Below are 15,820 nucleotides of genomic sequence, written 5' to 3' on the forward strand. Positions count from 1 at the left end.
CTTATTTAGATGCTTCTTCAGCTAAGTCTTCTACTGTTTCAACTTCGGCTTCAGCTTCTTCTTTAGCTTTTTGTTCTTCGGCATTTTTGATTTTTGCTTCGACTACAATGTCTTCAGCGTTTTCTTTTGCCTTTTCAATGGTCTTGTCGACACATTCTTTTACTTTTAAGCCGCCGGAAACAGTACCGACAACTGCTTTTTTCGTGGTTTCGGATTTTAAAACCTTTTCTCCGATAACGCCAAGTAACATTCCGCCTGCAATACCTAATAATTTTTTGTTCATAATTATACACCTCTCCTTAAAATCGTGTAAAAACAATGTAAACTTTAACTGTATCTAGCATACGCCTTTTTCTTATCATTATCAATACGTTTTTGAAATATAACACGGTTTTATTTCCCAAACGATGTTATATTTAGATTGCCACGTTGTAATCCTTGTTATTTACATACTTTTATACTTCGTGGCTCTTTTGAACCCTTCGGAAATCCCTCTTCTTCTGCAGGCTCTAAATGATAATTCATCTCCGAATTACCATGTAATTGATAACGCATTGCAATGGACAAGAAAACCAATCTGTTCATTCCACCTATGATAATTATTATCACACCTTTCCGAAAAAGATTCAATGCTTTTCATGGCATTTTCACATAAAACGGAAAATAAATTTTACTTTTCTGTAAAACTATCTTTTCCTATACCTCACCATTTGTAAAAAGGACACAAAAAAAGAGGCTTGCGCCTCTCATTTTTAGTTTAATGCCGCATCAATTTTTCCGGGATCGAAGCCGACGATTTCTTCTTCGCCGATGACGATGACCGGTACGCCGGTATAGCCTTTGGAGATCAATTCATCTCTGGCTTGGGGATCTTCTTGTACGTTTTTTTCTTCGAATTCTACGCCCTTATCTTTCAGATAATCTTTTGCCATGGTGCAATAAGGGCAGGTGTTGCTGGTATAAACTTGTACTTTCGACATTGTCATTCCTCCCAAATAGTTTGTGAATTTTCTTGTTCTAATGATACCCGACGGATTTCGGATTAATCATGTTCATTAATTTTATGTTCCGCGTGAGTGTAGCCCATGTAAAAAAGAGTGCGTACGTGTTCATCGTCCAGAGAATAATACACTTTACGTCCTTCTTTTTTAGATCGAATCAATCCCTCATCTTTTAAAAGAATGAGCTGATGGGATATGGACGATTGGCTCATTCCCAGGAGTTCTACAAGTTTTGAAACATTGCAGGTATCCAGCATAAGGGCGTAGAGAATTTTTAGCCGAGTGGGATCGGCCATGACTTTGAAGATGCCACTTAAATTGTCGATTAAGGCTTCATTTTCGACAAAGTCTTTAAAGTTTTCCGTCATTCTCTTTCAGCTCCTTTGTGACTTTCGGAAAGTTTTTGGCGAGCACTCTAAATTCTTCCACCGTTATGGTTTCCGCTCGGCGCGTCGGCTCGATACCTGAATCTACCAGTGCTTTTTGAACGTCCTCTTTTTCCAGCTCAAAGCCGTAAGTGGAAAGGGCGTTCAGCACGGTCTTGCGACGTTTGGAAAAGGCGGCGCGTACGACTGCTTCCGCCTGACGTAAAGTTTCGGGGTGTTCTCCCGTAAAGTTTGTAACGGCGAGGACGGCGCTGTCGACTTTAGGCTGAGGCATAAAGCAGGTGCGCGGCACGTGGAGAGCGGTCTTCACATCGCCGCGCATTTGTAAAAACACGGAAATGGAGCCGTACATCTTATTGCCCGGAGGCGCCGCCATGCGGGTCGCCATTTCTTTTTGTACCATAATGTGCATGGATTCGATGGGAAGTTCGCCGTCTAAAAGGTGAACTAAAATAGGCGTGGTCACATAATAGGGTAAATTCGCCACAACCTTTACGGATTTCCCCGGAAAGCGAGCGCTCAGTTCCTTTTTCAGATCGGTTTTTAGCACATCGCGATAAAAAATTTCCACTTTGTCGTAAGGCGCTAACGTTTCTTCCAAAATGGGGCGGAGATTTTCGTCGATTTCCACGCAGAAGACGTGGGCGCCTCGAAGGGCCAGTTCTTCTGTAAGGGTGCCGATGCCGGCGCCGATTTCAAGTACCACGTCCCCTTCTTTTACATCGGCGCTATCGCCGATTCCCCGCACGATGTTGCCATCGATTAAAAAGTTTTGTCCCAGTGATTTTTGAAATTGAAATCCCCATTTTTTCTGAATATCCCGTATGACGGCGGGGCTATACAATCGTTTATTCACCAAAGACCTCCCGGTAAGTTTGCTCAAATTCTTCTTCCGATATATTGAAACTGTTGAGGCGACGCAAAAATTGCTTGCCGTTGCCGTGGCCGATGCCCAAGGCTTCGCCCATTTTGGCGCGCTTCTCCCCCGCCTCCGCCGTACCCATTAAGCCGTAGCGAATCATATCCGCTTTGGTAAAGGTGGTACTCATGCTTTGGCGCATATGCTTTGCCTTGGCCAGTGCTTGTTGAATATCCTCGGGGAGGGCGTTTTCGATGCCGATATTGTCTTTGAGAGTCGCCTTCTCCTGGGAAAGATAGGCCTGCTTCGGGCTTTCCAACGCCTCGGTCAACCGACGGCGTATTTGCTTGCCCATATAATCGGGATCGGTGAAGATAATAATGCCTCGTCGCTCTTCGATGGCCTTCAGTTCCTTTAAAAGCTTTTTACCGAAGGCGAAGCCCCCCGTGGCGATAACGTCGCAGTTGACGGCGGCCTTTACTCTTGCAATATCGTCTTTCCCCTCGACGACGATGACTTCTTTAATCATATCCATCGGTAAAACCGTTTCGTGTTTTCGTCGGTGTGGCGAATTAATTCCTCCACATCCATTCCCCTAAGCTCGGCGATATTTTCCGCCACCAGCCTTACATATTTCGGCTCGTTGCGCTTTCCTCTGTGAGGCGTCGGCGTCATATAGGGGCAGTCCGTCTCCAGAAGCAAGTGATCTATGGGGACGCCTGCCGCCACGCGCTTCGGCGTCTTGGCGTTTTTGAAGGTGGTCACGCCGCCTAATGAAATCACACATCCCAAGGCGATAAAACGCTCCATCATTTCGTAGGAATAGGAAAAACAGTGGATTAAAATGGGATAATTCGGGTGCGCTTCCAAAAAGTTTGCCACGATGTCGTAGGTTTCTTCCGCCGCATCCCGCGAGTGAATGACGATGGGAAGATCTACTTTTACGGCGAGATCCATTTGTTTTAAAAAAACCGCCCGCTGTACCTCTCTCGGGGAATTTTCGTAATAATAATCCAGACCGATTTCGCCGATGGCCACGACCTTGTCCTTTTTTGAAAGGACGATAAGCTCTTCTTCCGCTTCATCGCTGTAGCCGTCAGCTTCCTGGGGATGCACGCCGACGACGGCGTAAAGATGCTCGTTGTTTTCGGCAAGATCCACGACCTTGCGGCTCGTTTCCATATCGCTGCCCACATTGACGACGATATCGAGACCGTCGTCTTCCATACGGGCTATAATCGCTTCACGGTCCTCATCGAATGCTTCGTTTTCCAAATGGGAGTGAGCGTCTATCATATATCCTCCTAGCTAATGGTTGCGCCGGAAGCTAATTCTTCCATAGTGGTCGCAAGGGAAAGTTTTCCGTTTTCGTCTTCCGCCGCGAGGAGCATGCCTTCGGAAAGGACGCCGCGAAGTTTCGTGGGCTTTAAGTTGGCGATGACGAGGATTTGCTTTCCTTCCAAATCTTCTTTCGTGTAATTTTCTTTAATGCCCGAGCAGATGACCCGCTTTTCCGTGCCCATTTGAATATGCAGCACATAGAGGCGATCGGCATTCGGGTGATCTTCCACCGATTCGATCGTGGCGACGCGAATGTCCAGCTTGCCGAAGTCGTCGATGGTAATTTCCGGTTTCAGCTCGAGCTTTTCCTCTTCGTGAGCTTCCGAGCTGCGGCTTGCGATCAAGGCTTCGGTAGCTTCCCATAGGCGTTCCGTTTCTTTTTCAATGTCGAGGCGCGGGAAAATAATTTGTTTTTCCCCAACGTGGTGGCCCGATCCCAAAAGTCCCCATTTCTTAGCATCTTCCGCTTTGAAATCCTTCGATGCACCGATTTGTTCGGCAATGGAAAGGGCGGTGTTTTCCATAAAGAAGGAAAGCAAAATGGAGACGATGCGAAGGGATTCGGCAAGATTATAAAGCACGGTGTTGAGGCGTTCTTTATCCTCGTCTCCCCCTTTGGCGAGAACCCAAGGTTCGTTTTCGTCCACGTATTTATTGGAGCGGCGAATAAGCGTCCAAATAGCTTGAAGGGCCGTGGAGAATTGGTAGCCTTCCATTTCCTTTTCCACGTCGTCCCAAATACTCGTCGCCAACGCCTTAAACTCTTTGTCGATGGCGGTTTCCGTCTTGGCTTCGGGAACGATGCCGTCGTTGTATTTTTCGATCATGGACACGGTGCGGGATACGAGATTTCCCAGGTCGTTGGCTAGATCGGAGTTTAAACGCTTCATAAAGCTCGTAACATTGAAGCTGCCATCGTGGCCAAATGAAAATTCTCTCAGTAAGAAGTATTTCAATGCGTCCACGCCGTAAAGGTCGATAATGGGCTCGGGGTAGATGACATTGCCTTTGGATTTACTCATTTTATCGTTGTCGAATAAAATCCAACCGTGGCCGAAGATTTGTTTCGGCAACGGCATATCCAATGCCATAAGCATAGCGGGCCAGATAATGGTGTGGAAACGCATAATTTCCTTGCCTACGAAATGGACGTCGGCAGGCCAGAATTCGTTGAATTTTTCCATATCCGTACCGTAACCTGCGCCGGTTAAGTAGCAGGAAAGGGCGTCGATCCAAACATAGACAATGTGTTTCGGATCGAAGGGCACGGGAACACCCCAATCAAAAGAGGAGCGGGTAACGGAAAGATCGTCCAATCCGTCTTTCAGGAAGGAGTTGATCATTTCGCTCTTGCGATAAGCCGGTTGAATAAATTCCGGATGATCTTCGTAATATTGGAGAAGTCTATCTCTATATTTGGAAAGGCGGAAGAAGTAGCTTTCTTCGTGTTGCAAATGGGTTTCCCTGCCGCAATCGGGGCAATGGTGATCTTCATCTAATTGGGATTCCGCCCAGAAAGATTCACAGGGTTTGCAGTAATAGCCTTCGTATTCCCCTTTGTAGATTTCGCCTTTATCGTAAAGCTTTTGAAAAAGCTCCTGCACATTTTTTTCGTGAACTTTGTCTGTGGAGCGCACAAAAGAATCGTAGCGAATATCCATGGTTTTCCAGAGGGCTTTCGTATCGTCTACGATTTTGTCGATGTATTCAAGCGGTTGTTTTCCTTCTTCGGCGGCCTTATCTTGAATTTTTTGGCCGTGTTCGTCGGTGCCGGTAGTAAATAAAACATTATAACCTTGTAGGGTTTTGTAGCGTTTGACGGCGTCTACGGCGACGGTGCAATAGGTGTGGCCGATATGAAGATTACCGCTGGGATAATAAATCGGTGTTGTGATGTAAAAATTTTTTGACATGTATGCCTCCTCGCATATAGATGATATGCCCGGTCATATAGGATGACCAATGTAATTACTTCTGTATATTATACTATCACCGCCCACCTGACGCAATGAATGGCCCGTGGTATACTTAGCATAAGGGGGAATCACTATGGTCGTTCACGAAAAAAATTACGCGAATCAAATCTTAACGGGAACCGATTTTTGCAATCGAGATCTTTCCGGCGCCGACTTTTCCGGAAGCGATCTTTCCCACGCATGGTTCGATCACGCCATCCTGCGCGGCGCTAATTTTAATGGCGCGTTGTTAAAAGAAGCGAATTTTAGGAACGCCGATTTAACAGGAGCCGATCTTTCCGGCGCCTATCTCTTCGGCGCGGTCATGGAAGAGTCGATTTTAGACGACGTGATCACTGACGAGGACACGCAATTTTTCAGACTCCACTGCCCGGAAAAGGGCGCCTTTATCGGCTACAAGCGATGTTATAATCATCGCCTCGTCACGCTCTATATTCCCGAAGATGCGGCACGCACTTCCGCCACCATGAATTCCTGCCGCTGCGATAAGGCCTATGTAGTCTCTATTACAGATTTTGAGGGCAAAGAACATTTCAGCGACGCCGTAAGCCTTATCGATGAGGATTTTATTTATAAACCTCGCACCATGATGTATGCGGGTAATTTTAATCCCGATCGCTGGAGGGATTCCACCGGCGGCATTCATTTCTGGATGACGAAAGAAGAAGCCTTCGCCTATTAAAAAAAGATCCGCTCACGGGGATCTTTCCTTTTGCCGAAAACTAAGAATAGCGACATAAAAGCCTGTGCTTTCATGTCGCTATTCTTAGTTTAATTATTATGCGTTTTTTTCAACTGAGCCTTGGCTTACTTGCCATGCGGGCTTGTTCATCTTGAGCTCGAATTGTCCGACCAAATAAGACGATACGATGGTCGTCAAAAAGGAAAAGATCAAACGACTCGGCGCAATATAACTTAAGGAAAGCCCGAGGACGACGAAATCCGTAAACAAATAGGCGCGGGATATGGGCCACTTCATTTTTTTGGAAATGACCATGGCGAGGGCGTCGTCTCCCCCGGCGCATCCCCCTGCCGTTACGGCGATGCCGCAGCCGCAACCGATAAAAATACCGCCTGCAATGGCCGCAATAAAGGGCACGTCGTAAAAATTCGGCAAGACCGGACCGATGCGATCGAAGATCGCGTACAGTATGGCAAAGGCGATCGTGGCCACGCCGGATTTTTTCAGGAATCGCTTCCCGAGCATAGAAAATCCGAGGGCGTAACATAAACCGTCGAGCACGGGCGATGCGTAGGCAAGGTTTACGCCGAATACTTTTTTAAGTAAAAGGCCGAGACCCAGCACGCCGCCTTCCGTAATACGAGAAGGCTCGTGGATATTGATTACGCCGAAGGCCATAATGGCACAGCCTAATACAATCTTGAAAAATTCTTCTTTTGTCAGCTCTAAACGTCTCAGCATATGACTGAGCATGATTTCACTCCTAATCGGCGATTAGGGAACCAAAAAAAGACTGCCGTCTTAGGTTCTCCTAACTTCGCAATCTTCGGATGGTGTCGATGCTTTTTGTTTAGATTATTTTTTCTTATAAAAACTCTGAGCCAACAAATATGCTTAACGGCTCGAAATGTCCCACATCAGGCACTCCTCGAACACTCATCGCATACTCTGCATCAGATAAAAACTACCGAAAAACGGTAACCACCGTATAAATAGTTCTAACACAAGTAGTATAACATAGTCTGTTCATTTATTCAATTGTTTTTAATACGTCCAACACAGTTTGTATTTCCTCTTCCGTGTTGAAATAAGAGGTGGACAATCGACAGATGCCCGTCTCTTTTGTGTGTAGGTATTCGTGTAAAAGGGGCGCGCAATGGTATCCCGGACGAGTGGCGATGTCCTCTTCTTCCAATAAAAGGGCGAGTTCCTGAGAGCTCATGCCCTCTTTTAAAATGCCCACGCAGCTCGTACCTTTTTCCTCGGGATAGAAAATGCGATAGCCTTCCAAATTCCTCAAGCCGTCGATGAGCGCTTGGAAAATGCGGTCTTTCTTTTCGAAGTAATCTTTCCCCATGACGAATTCCGCGCCGGCGGCTAGGCCTGCAAAGCCGTGGACATTGGCCGTTCCCGCTTCCCAAAGAACGGGTTTTTCATCGGGCATGTGATGATTGAAACTTTCGATGCCGCTTCCCCCGACTTTGAGAGGCGCAGGGTGAACGTCTTTTCCGTAGAAAAATCCGCCGGTACCCATGGGGCCGTAAAGGGATTTATGGCCGGCAAAGCAATAAATTAATTTATCCGTTGGGCTTCCTGAAAAATTGACGGGGACTTGTCCGAGCCCTTGCGCGCCGTCGATGATGACGTAAAGATCGTGGGCTTCTGCAAAAGCCATGACGGCGTCGATGTCGGTAATGCTCCCCACCACGTTGGAGGCATGGGTAATGACGACGGCTTTCGTGTTGGGCTTCAACATTTTATCCAGCAGACGTACGTCGGGTGCCAGATGTTCATCCAATGGAAGAAAATCCAAGGCGCATCCCGTAGCGTAAAGGGGTCTTAACACGGAATTGTGTTCGGCGACGGAAGTAATGACGTGATCCTTCTCCGTAATAAGCCCGTGAATCGCCACGTTTAAACTTTCCGTTACGCCGCTTGTCAGGGCGATGGAATCTTCCGTTCCTAAAAGCTTCGCCATGTTTTTTCTCGCCTTTCGAAGGACGCGATAGGAATTTTGCGCCCACGCATGGCTGCCCCGTCCGGGATTGCCGTACCCTTCGGTCATGGCGCGGTAAACAGCATCGGCAACTGCTTTCGGCTTTATGGCCGTCGTGGCGCCGTTATCTAAATAGATCATAGTGCTTCCACCTTTCGTTTTCCGCCTTCCCTTTCATATAAATAGACGCCGTTATAGGGATGGCGACCTTCGTCTAAACGCTTCACCGCTTCATCTACATCGTCAATATTACCCATTAAGGCCAAGCCGCAGGATTCGCGGATTTCAGGCAACAAGGGAATGACCCGCGTACCTAAATCTTCCGTGGCGTCCAAGGCGTCGTATACCTGGTCTTGATTGTCGAAGGCAATTACAAACCGTTTCATCGCTCCTCCTTAGGATTGTTTCGGCGCATAATCGATGGAAATACGTCCTCTCTCTTTATCCACCTCGAGAATTTGAACTTTGAGGCGATCGCCGACTTTCAGCTTATTATAAATACTACCCTGACCGCGCTTTAATATTCTTGAAATGTGAAGAAGTCCTTCTTTTTTGACGCCGATATCCACAAAGGCGCCGAAGTCCACGACGTTGGTCACCACGCCGTCCAATTCCAGACCCGGCGTCAGTTCTTCCATTGTAAGAGCCGTACGGCGAAGGCCTACATCGTCGCTGCCGCCGCGAATATCGCGCCCCGGTTTTTTCAACTCGTTGCGAATATCTTCCACGGTGTAGCTTCCCGCTTCTTCCAATTGTTTCCGTTCGTCATCATTAAGTTCGTCTTCACGCATAATTAATTCGGCAATGGGATAGGATTCCGGGTGAACGCCGGTTTGATCCAACACATTATCGCCGCTTGCAATGCGCAAAAAGCCCGCCGATTGCTTAAAGGCTTTTTCGCCGAGGCCCTTTACTTTTTTAAATTGCTTACGATCGGTAAAGGCGCCGTTTTCTTCCCGGTAGCTGACGATGTTTTTCGCCACGTTGCTTGCAATGCCGGAGACGAAGGAAAGCAAGGGTACGGATGCGAGGTTAATGTCCACGCCCACTTCATTTACGGCGCTTTCTACCACACCTTCCAGGCGATCGTCCAACGCTTTTTTGTTGAGATCGTGTTGGTATTGGCCGACGCCGATGTGGCGCGGTTCGATTTTGACGAGTTCCGCCAAGGGATCTTGTAAACGGCGAGCGATGGAAATGGCGCCTCGTACCGTAACGTCGAGATCCGGGAATTCTTCAATACCCAAGGGCGAGGCGGAATAGACGCTGGCGCCGTCTTCATTGACGATGGCGTAGGATATATCTAAATGCTTTTCGGCAATAAGCTCCGCCACGAATTGTTCGGTTTCGTAACTGGCTGTGCCGCTCCCGATGGCGATAACTTCCACGCCGTATTTTTCGGCGAGGTTCGTAATGATTTTTTTCGCTTCGGCGATTTGTTGCTTCGGCGGCACGGGATAAATGACGCTGTTGTCGAGGAATTTTCCGTTTTCGTCCACAACCGCCACCTTGCAGCCCGTGCGATAGCCCGGGTCGATGCCGAGAACCACTTTATGGCCGAGAGGCGGTAAGAGGAGAAGGGGTTTTAAATTCTCCGCAAAGACCTCGATTGCCGATTCTTCCGCCTGCTCTTTTAAATCGCGGCGAAGTTCACGCTCTAAAGAGGGGAACAGAAGGCGGGTCAGTGCATCTTGCGCAATAGCTTCCATCATCTCCCGCTTGTCTCCACCGGGCTTTAAAATTTGGCACATCATGGAAACCAGCGTATCTTCGTCGCATTCCACTTTAACCCTTAAAGCGCCTTCCCCTTCTCCCCGATTAATGGCGAGGACATTGTGATTTTTTACATCCTTAAAGGGGGCGGAAAAAGTTTCGTACATGGCGTAATCGGGATTAGGCTCCTTCCCCGCTTCGGAAATTAATTTTCCACGGCGACGAATATAGCTTTTCAGCAGTCTGCGCACACCGGCGTCGTTTGCCATTTCTTCCGCCACAATGTCCGACACGCCTTCTAAAATCTCTTCCTTCGGCAAACCCTCGAAAGCGTCTACGGCTTGTAAAAATTCGTCCATAGTCCCCTCGCCCATAAATTGTTCCGCCAAGGGACGCAAACCCTTTTCTTCGGCATCCGTGGCGCGGGTGCGGCGTTTCGGTTTATAAGGTCGATATAAATCTTCCAGGGTTTGCAAATCCACGGCGCTGTCGATTTCTTTCTTCAGCTCGTCGGTTAATTTGCCTTGCCCCTCGATGGTGTTTAACACCGTTTGGCGACGCTCGTCGACCTTTTCCAAATCCCCTTTTCTGCTTTCCATTTTACGCAAGACCTCGTCTTGCAAATTACCCGTAACCTCTTTTCGGTACCGCGCAATAAAGGGCACCGTATTACCTTCTTCCAAGAGTTTCAGCGTGGCTTCGATTTTATCGACAGGTGTATTAAATTCTTGGGATAAGATATGCGCTATGTTCATAAAGCCTCCATTCGAAAAAGGAGAGGTCTCCCTCTCCTTTTACATTATGCCTCTGCATTTTCTTCCAGGTACGCGTTGATGAAGGGATCCAAGTCGCCGTCCATGACGCGACTGACATCGCCGACTTCCGCGCCGGTTCTGTGATCTTTCACCATCGTGTAAGGGTGGAAAACATAGGAACGTATTTGAGATCCCCAGGCAATTTGAGAATAATTGCCTGCAAGGTCTTCTATTTTTTCTTTTTTCTCTTCTTCTTTAAGCGCTACAAGTTTTGCCTGCAACATCTTCATCGCCTGTTCGCGATTTTGAATTTGGCTGCGCTCATTTTGACACTGCACGACGATGCCCGTGGGAATATGAGTAATTCTTACGGCGGAATCGGTGGTGTTGACGTGTTGACCGCCGGCACCGGATGCCCTGTAAGTGTCCACCTTAATATCCTCGGAATTAATTTCCACTTCTGTATCGTCGTCCAGTTCGGGATAGACGTCCAACGACGTAAAAGAAGTGTGGCGTTTTTTCGCCGCATCGAAGGGCGAAATACGCACCAATCGGTGCACGCCCTTTTCCGATTTCAAGTAACCATAGGCGTGAGGACCGGTGACGCGAATAGTCGCCGATTTAATGCCCGCCTCGTCTTCGTTCAAAAGATCCACAATTTCCACGGAATAGCCTTTGCTCTCGGCGTAACGGGTGTACATGCGCAGGAGCATGCTCGCCCAATCTTGGGCTTCCGTGCCGCCGGCGCCGGCGTGAAGGGAAAGGATGGCGTTGTTCATATCGTACTCGCCGTTTAAAAGGGTTTGGATTTTAAATTCCTGAGCCTTTTTTTCAATGGCGGCTAAATCCTTTTTCAGATTGTCGTAAAGAGCCTCGTCCTCTTCCTCTTCCATAAGTTCCAGCGCCACTTCCGATTCCTCGATGGCTTCCATGAGTTCGTCGTAGACGTCGGTTTTAGATTTTATATTGTTTTGCTCGCGGATCGTCTTTTGAGCCGATTCCGTATTATCCCAAAAACCGGGCTCCATAGTCTTTTCCGTAAGCTCCGCATAGTTTGCTTTTAAACTCGCAATATCCAGGCTTTCCGCCAGGCGTTGGACGAGTTCCTTGACCTCTTCAAGTCTCCCCCGATCCAAATATAAATTTTGTTCCATAGGGATCCTTTCTCAACGGTTACGCGTTTTTCCCGTGGCAGTGTTTGTATTTTTTACCGCTGCCACAAGGGCAGGGATCGTTTCGTCCCACTTTTTTGCTCGTGCGACGTACCGGTTCTTGAACGCCGGAATCCGGGTTCACCGTTTGTACTTCTTGCGCCACTTGTTTACGTTCCATACGTTCGGGGTTTTGAACGTGGAATAAGAGGCGAACAGTTTCTTCGCGAATGCTTTCGTTCATGGCTTCAAACATATCGAAACCTTCTTCGGCATAAGCGCGCACCGGATCGATTTGACCGACGGCACGAAGACCGATACCTTGACGCAATTGATCCATGGCGTCGATATGATCCATCCATTTTTGGTCAACTACTCTCAAGAGTACGACACGTTCCACTTCGCGGAAGGCGTCGTCGCCGAATTCCCCTTCTTTTTCCGCATATTTCGCCTTAGCTTCTTCTTTTATGAAGCGTTTTAATTCCTCGGCGTCGGCGGACGTGTGGCCGTCTAAGAAGTTTTGATCGAAATCGATAGTATCCCGGCCGAAGTGGTAGATTCCTTCGTAATCGATGTATTTATTGTGTTTTTCGTCGATCTTAACATTGAAGTTAATGGTATCGTCGATAAGGTCGGTGATCATGGACATAATGTCGTCACGGAGATCGCTGCCCTTTAATACCTTTTCACGTTCGGTGTAAATAACTTCACGTTGTTTGTTCATAACGTCGTCATATTGCAAGACGTTTTTACGAATACTGAAGTTGTTACCTTCCACCTTACGTTGAGCGGATTCGATAAGTTTCGTTAAAATGCGGGCTTCGATGGGCTCGTCTTCCGGCGCATCGATGCCTTCCATAACATTTTTAAAGCGATCCCCTGCGAAGAGGCGGATTAAATCGTCGTCGGCGGAAATATAGAATTTCGTAGAACCTTTGTCCCCTTGACGACCGGAACGGCCGCGCAATTGGTTGTCGATACGACGGGATTCGTGGCGTTCCGTACCGATAATGTGGAGGCCGCCTGCGCCGATAACCTTAACTTTTTCTTCGTCGGTTTCTTTTTTAAGTTCATCGCGAAGTTCGGCAAAGCGAGCTCTCGCGTTTAAAATTTCTTCATTGTCCGTATCGTAGTAGCTGTCCGCCGCTTCGATCATGTCCGGCTCAAAGCCTTCCCGTTCCATCTTTTCCTTGGCCATGTGTTCCGGGTTACCGCCTAAGACGATGTCCGTACCACGACCTGCCATGTTGGTGGCGATGGTAACCGCTCCGTAGCGGCCGGCTTGTGCGACGATTTCAGACTCTTGTCTGTGGCGCTTCGCATTCAATACCTTATGGGGAATACCGCGCTTCTTCAAATAGGAAGACAGTTTTTCCGATTTTTCGATGGATACCGTACCTACGAGGATCGGTTGACCCTTGGCGTGGCGTTCGGCGATTTCGTCGGCGACGGCTTTAAACTTGGCATCTTCCGAGCGGTAGATGGCGTCGTTGTCGTCGAAACGAATGACAGGTTTGTTCGTGGGAATTTCCACGACGTCGATATTGTAGATTTCGCGGAATTCCGATTCTTCCGTCATGGCCGTACCGGTCATACCGGCGAGCTTTTTATACATACGGAAGAAGTTTTGGAAGGTTACCGTAGCGAGCGTCTTGGATTCGGCGCGCACTTCGATGCCTTCTTTCGCTTCGATGGCTTGGTGCAAGCCGTCGGAATAGCGACGACCATACATTAAACGACCGGTAAATTCGTCGACGATAATAATTTCGCCGTCTTCAATAACGTAGTCGATGTCTTTATGCATGGTACCCTTGGCTTTAAGGGCTTGGTGAATGTGGTGGAGTAATTCCGTATTGTCCGTATCCGTTAAGTTTTCGATACCGAAATATTGTTGTGCCTTGTTCGTACCGATTTCGCTAAGAGTAGCGGTCTTTTGTTTTTCGTCGATAACATAATCTACGGTTTCGTCGCGGAATTCGCGGTTAAAGCGATCTTCCGCTTCTTCCGCTTGATCCTTAATTCTAAAGCTCAATGTGTCGACGAAGTTTTTCGCTTGGGTGTAGAGTTCGGTGGATTCATCGCCTTGTCCCGAAATAATAAGAGGGGTACGGGCTTCGTCGATTAAAATGGAGTCCACTTCGTCGACGATACAGAAATAAAGGCCTCGTTGAACCTGATTTTCTTGGTAAACTACCATGTTATCCCGTAAGTAGTCGAAACCGAATTCATTATTGGTACCGTAAGTAATATCGGCACCATAGGCTTCTTTACGTTCTTCCGGGCTCATATCGTGGAGAATACATCCTACGGTTAATCCTAAGAAAGTATAAACTTTACCCATCCAGGATTTATCACGTTCCGCCAAGTAATCGTTGACGGTAACGACGTGGGTTCCCTTCCCTGCAAGAGCGTTTAAATAAGCGGGCAAAGTAGCCACGAGGGTTTTACCTTCACCGGTTTTCATTTCGGCGATACGGCCTTGGTGAAGAATAATACCACCTAAAACTTGCACCGGGAAGTGCTTCATGCCCAGAACGCGGAAAGCCGCTTCTCTTACGACGGCAAAAGCTTCCGGCAATAGATCGTCTAAGGATTCGCCGCCGGCGATGCGATCTTGAAATTCTTTTGTTTTGTTCTTTAACTGTTCGTCGGTTAATTTTTGCATATCGGCATCCAGTGCCAATACTTTTTCCATGGTCGGGCGAATCTTTTTAATTTCGCGATCCGAATAAGTGCCAAACACTTTATCTAATAGAGACATATCTGTATACACGTTCCTTTCACTAACTTGCTATTTTATCAAATAGTTTTAAAAATCGCAATAAATCGCCATTATTTCATTGAAACTATTCTTGACTATGGGATTCTTCCGGTTTGTGGTGGACGATGGATACCATTTTGTCCCCTTCCCGAATTTTACGTACTCTCTTTTCAAATTCCAAGCGCGTCATCCAAATGGTGCGGTTACAGCCCGTACATTCCAATTTAATGTCCACGCCCGTTCTTAAAATCTCCCATAGATTTTCTCCACAGGGGTGGCCTTTTTTCATGGTGACCACGTCTCCTTTTTCGTAAAATAATCTAGCCATTGGCCACCTCCTTTTGTGCGTTTTCGTAACGCACCGACGGCATTTGAATGTTATGTTCGTTCATCGCCTGAATCAGACATTTCCTGAGATCGTACTCCATATCGAATTTAAGAGAGGGCTCGCCCCAGGCGATGGCGGTAATTTCATAGCCTCCCGGAATAAAATCCGTGGTTCCCCAAATTTCAGTACGGGAATCCGGGTAGATCTCTTTGATTTTTTTAACCGCCTCTTTAAAAGCGGCGATGACCTGATCGGGATCTTCGTTTTTATTGACAGGCACCACGACTTTCGCCCGCTTCGCTCCCCGCGCGCGATTGGTAACCATGCGAATTTCCGAATTGGGAATAATGTGGCGGGATCCGTCGAAATCTTTAAGGACGGTGGTTCGAATGTTTAAAGCTTCCACGTAACCGCTTTCTCCCGCCAGCTCCACGTACTCCCCGACTCGGTATTGGTCGTCGAAGATAATGAAAAATCCCGTAATCAAATCCCGAATCATAACCTGAGCGCCCATGGCGATGGCGATGGAGCCGATGCCCGCCGTGGCGAGAATCGTCGATGTGTTGATGCGGCACAGATCGAAAAAGATCATGAGGGCGATAAGGTAAACGCCATATTTCGCAAGATTGCCCAAAATATTCGTAATGGTTTTGACCCTGCGCTGATTCATATTCTTAGGGTTTTTGATTTCGTGGCGCTCTACATAATTCGCCACGAAGCGGCTCACGGAGCCTACAATAAGATGGGCGATAATAAAGAGCACGATCCCTGCGACGATCATGCCGAACAGATTCAGCCTGCCGTTTGATTTATAAAAAATAGCGTGAACAGCTTCCATAAGCTGCCTTATGTCTTTCAATTCCTCACCTCA

The 15,820-nt window shown here is 47.6% G+C and carries 16 protein-coding genes; 1 reads left to right on the forward strand and 15 read right to left on the reverse strand.

The genetic code is table 11. The annotated features are described in order from the left end of the window. Position 1 precedes the first annotated feature (1 nt). The 7 genes from HMPREF1863_RS06215 to metG all read right to left on the reverse strand — a co-directional run bounded on the left by HMPREF1863_RS06215 (position 2) and on the right by metG (position 5,500). On the reverse strand, positions 2-283 hold the full coding sequence (locus tag HMPREF1863_RS06215) for a DUF6110 family protein (RefSeq protein WP_232300135.1): 282 nt from the start codon (positions 281-283) through the stop codon (positions 2-4). Positions 284-752: 469 nt separating this feature from the next. Then, complete coding sequence (locus tag HMPREF1863_RS06220; RefSeq protein WP_068368695.1) at positions 753-980, reverse strand: glutaredoxin family protein; 228 nt, start codon at positions 978-980, stop codon at positions 753-755. Positions 981-1,042: 62 nt separating this feature from the next. Next, a complete protein-coding gene (locus HMPREF1863_RS06225; protein WP_068368698.1) occupies positions 1,043-1,369 on the reverse strand; it encodes an ArsR/SmtB family transcription factor in 327 nt (108 codons plus the stop codon). Further along, on the reverse strand, positions 1,353-2,243 hold the full coding sequence (gene rsmA, locus HMPREF1863_RS06230; protein WP_321164849.1) for a 16S rRNA (adenine(1518)-N(6)/adenine(1519)-N(6))-dimethyltransferase RsmA: 891 nt from the start codon (positions 2,241-2,243) through the stop codon (positions 1,353-1,355). Before rsmA ends, HMPREF1863_RS06225 begins: the two co-directional genes overlap by 17 nt. Continuing rightward, on the reverse strand, positions 2,236-2,775 hold the full coding sequence (rnmV, locus tag HMPREF1863_RS06235; RefSeq protein ID WP_068369019.1) for a ribonuclease M5: 540 nt from the start codon (positions 2,773-2,775) through the stop codon (positions 2,236-2,238). Before rnmV ends, rsmA begins: the two co-directional genes overlap by 8 nt. Beyond that, complete coding sequence (locus tag HMPREF1863_RS06240; protein WP_068368703.1) at positions 2,772-3,542, reverse strand: TatD family hydrolase; 771 nt, start codon at positions 3,540-3,542, stop codon at positions 2,772-2,774. The genes rnmV and HMPREF1863_RS06240 overlap by 4 nt, the downstream gene beginning before the upstream one ends. 8 nt (positions 3,543-3,550) lie before the next feature. Next, positions 3,551-5,500 (reverse strand): methionine--tRNA ligase, encoded by a 1,950-nt coding sequence (metG, locus tag HMPREF1863_RS06245; protein WP_068368706.1) that lies wholly within the window; start codon positions 5,498-5,500, stop codon positions 3,551-3,553. A 136-nt stretch (positions 5,501-5,636) separates the two neighbouring features. Here metG and HMPREF1863_RS06250 point away from each other — a divergent pair, with 136 nt between their 5' ends. After that, positions 5,637-6,245, forward strand: a complete 609-nt coding sequence (locus HMPREF1863_RS06250) for a pentapeptide repeat-containing protein (RefSeq protein WP_068368709.1) — start codon at positions 5,637-5,639, stop codon at positions 6,243-6,245. A 96-nt stretch (positions 6,246-6,341) separates the two neighbouring features. Here the strand turns inward: HMPREF1863_RS06250 and HMPREF1863_RS06255 are convergent, their stop codons facing one another. The 8 genes from HMPREF1863_RS06255 to HMPREF1863_RS06290 form a co-directional block, all read right to left on the reverse strand. Further along, positions 6,342-6,998 (reverse strand): DUF6198 family protein, encoded by a 657-nt coding sequence (locus HMPREF1863_RS06255; protein WP_068368712.1) that lies wholly within the window; start codon positions 6,996-6,998, stop codon positions 6,342-6,344. 277 nt (positions 6,999-7,275) lie between these two features. Beyond that, on the reverse strand, positions 7,276-8,382 hold the full coding sequence (locus HMPREF1863_RS06260; RefSeq protein WP_068368715.1) for an aminotransferase class V-fold PLP-dependent enzyme: 1,107 nt from the start codon (positions 8,380-8,382) through the stop codon (positions 7,276-7,278). After that, positions 8,379-8,627: a putative Se/S carrier-like protein gene (locus HMPREF1863_RS06265; protein WP_068368718.1), complete on the reverse strand. Its 249-nt coding sequence runs from the start codon at positions 8,625-8,627 to the stop codon at positions 8,379-8,381. The genes HMPREF1863_RS06260 and HMPREF1863_RS06265 overlap by 4 nt, the downstream gene beginning before the upstream one ends. Positions 8,628-8,636: 9 nt before the next feature. Then, positions 8,637-10,709, reverse strand: coding sequence for a helix-hairpin-helix domain-containing protein (locus HMPREF1863_RS06270; RefSeq protein WP_068368721.1), 2,073 nt, complete (start codon positions 10,707-10,709; stop codon positions 8,637-8,639). Positions 10,710-10,753: 44 nt separating this feature from the next. Then, complete coding sequence (gene prfB, locus HMPREF1863_RS06275; protein WP_068368724.1) at positions 10,754-11,863, reverse strand: peptide chain release factor 2; 1,110 nt, start codon at positions 11,861-11,863, stop codon at positions 10,754-10,756. Between the two features lie 19 nt (positions 11,864-11,882). After that, on the reverse strand, positions 11,883-14,621 hold the full coding sequence (secA, locus tag HMPREF1863_RS06280; RefSeq protein WP_068368726.1) for a preprotein translocase subunit SecA: 2,739 nt from the start codon (positions 14,619-14,621) through the stop codon (positions 11,883-11,885). Between the two features lie 85 nt (positions 14,622-14,706). After that, positions 14,707-14,949 (reverse strand): DUF951 domain-containing protein, encoded by a 243-nt coding sequence (locus HMPREF1863_RS06285; RefSeq protein ID WP_068368729.1) that lies wholly within the window; start codon positions 14,947-14,949, stop codon positions 14,707-14,709. Then, positions 14,942-15,808, reverse strand: a complete 867-nt coding sequence (locus HMPREF1863_RS06290) for a mechanosensitive ion channel family protein (protein WP_068368732.1) — start codon at positions 15,806-15,808, stop codon at positions 14,942-14,944. The genes HMPREF1863_RS06285 and HMPREF1863_RS06290 overlap by 8 nt, the downstream gene beginning before the upstream one ends. Between the last annotated feature and the right edge of the window lie 12 nt (positions 15,809-15,820).

It is taken from the genome of Aedoeadaptatus coxii (assembly GCF_001553115.1).
Taxonomy (GTDB): Bacteria; Bacillota; Clostridia; order Tissierellales; family Peptoniphilaceae; genus Aedoeadaptatus; species Aedoeadaptatus coxii.

Coding starts and splice junctions, on each gene's coding strand:
- HMPREF1863_RS06215 (WP_232300135.1), bottom strand. CDS start 283: ATGAACAAAAAATTATTAGGTATTGCAGGCGGAATGTTACTTGGCGTT.
- secA (WP_068368726.1), bottom strand. CDS start 14,621: ATGTCTCTATTAGATAAAGTGTTTGGCACTTATTCGGATCGCGAAATT.
- rnmV (WP_068369019.1), bottom strand. CDS start 2,775: ATGATTAAAGAAGTCATCGTCGTCGAGGGGAAAGACGATATTGCAAGA.
- HMPREF1863_RS06260 (WP_068368715.1), bottom strand. CDS start 8,382: ATGATCTATTTAGATAACGGCGCCACGACGGCCATAAAGCCGAAAGCA.
- HMPREF1863_RS06265 (WP_068368718.1), bottom strand. CDS start 8,627: ATGAAACGGTTTGTAATTGCCTTCGACAATCAAGACCAGGTATACGAC.
- HMPREF1863_RS06225 (WP_068368698.1), bottom strand. CDS start 1,369: ATGACGGAAAACTTTAAAGACTTTGTCGAAAATGAAGCCTTAATCGAC.
- HMPREF1863_RS06270 (WP_068368721.1), bottom strand. CDS start 10,709: ATGAACATAGCGCATATCTTATCCCAAGAATTTAATACACCTGTCGAT.
- HMPREF1863_RS06220 (WP_068368695.1), bottom strand. CDS start 980: ATGTCGAAAGTACAAGTTTATACCAGCAACACCTGCCCTTATTGCACC.
- HMPREF1863_RS06285 (WP_068368729.1), bottom strand. CDS start 14,949: ATGGCTAGATTATTTTACGAAAAAGGAGACGTGGTCACCATGAAAAAA.
- HMPREF1863_RS06250 (WP_068368709.1), top strand. CDS start 5,637: ATGGTCGTTCACGAAAAAAATTACGCGAATCAAATCTTAACGGGAACC.
- prfB (WP_068368724.1), bottom strand. CDS start 11,863: ATGGAACAAAATTTATATTTGGATCGGGGGAGACTTGAAGAGGTCAAG.
- HMPREF1863_RS06255 (WP_068368712.1), bottom strand. CDS start 6,998: ATGCTCAGTCATATGCTGAGACGTTTAGAGCTGACAAAAGAAGAATTT.
- HMPREF1863_RS06240 (WP_068368703.1), bottom strand. CDS start 3,542: ATGATAGACGCTCACTCCCATTTGGAAAACGAAGCATTCGATGAGGAC.
- metG (WP_068368706.1), bottom strand. CDS start 5,500: ATGTCAAAAAATTTTTACATCACAACACCGATTTATTATCCCAGCGGT.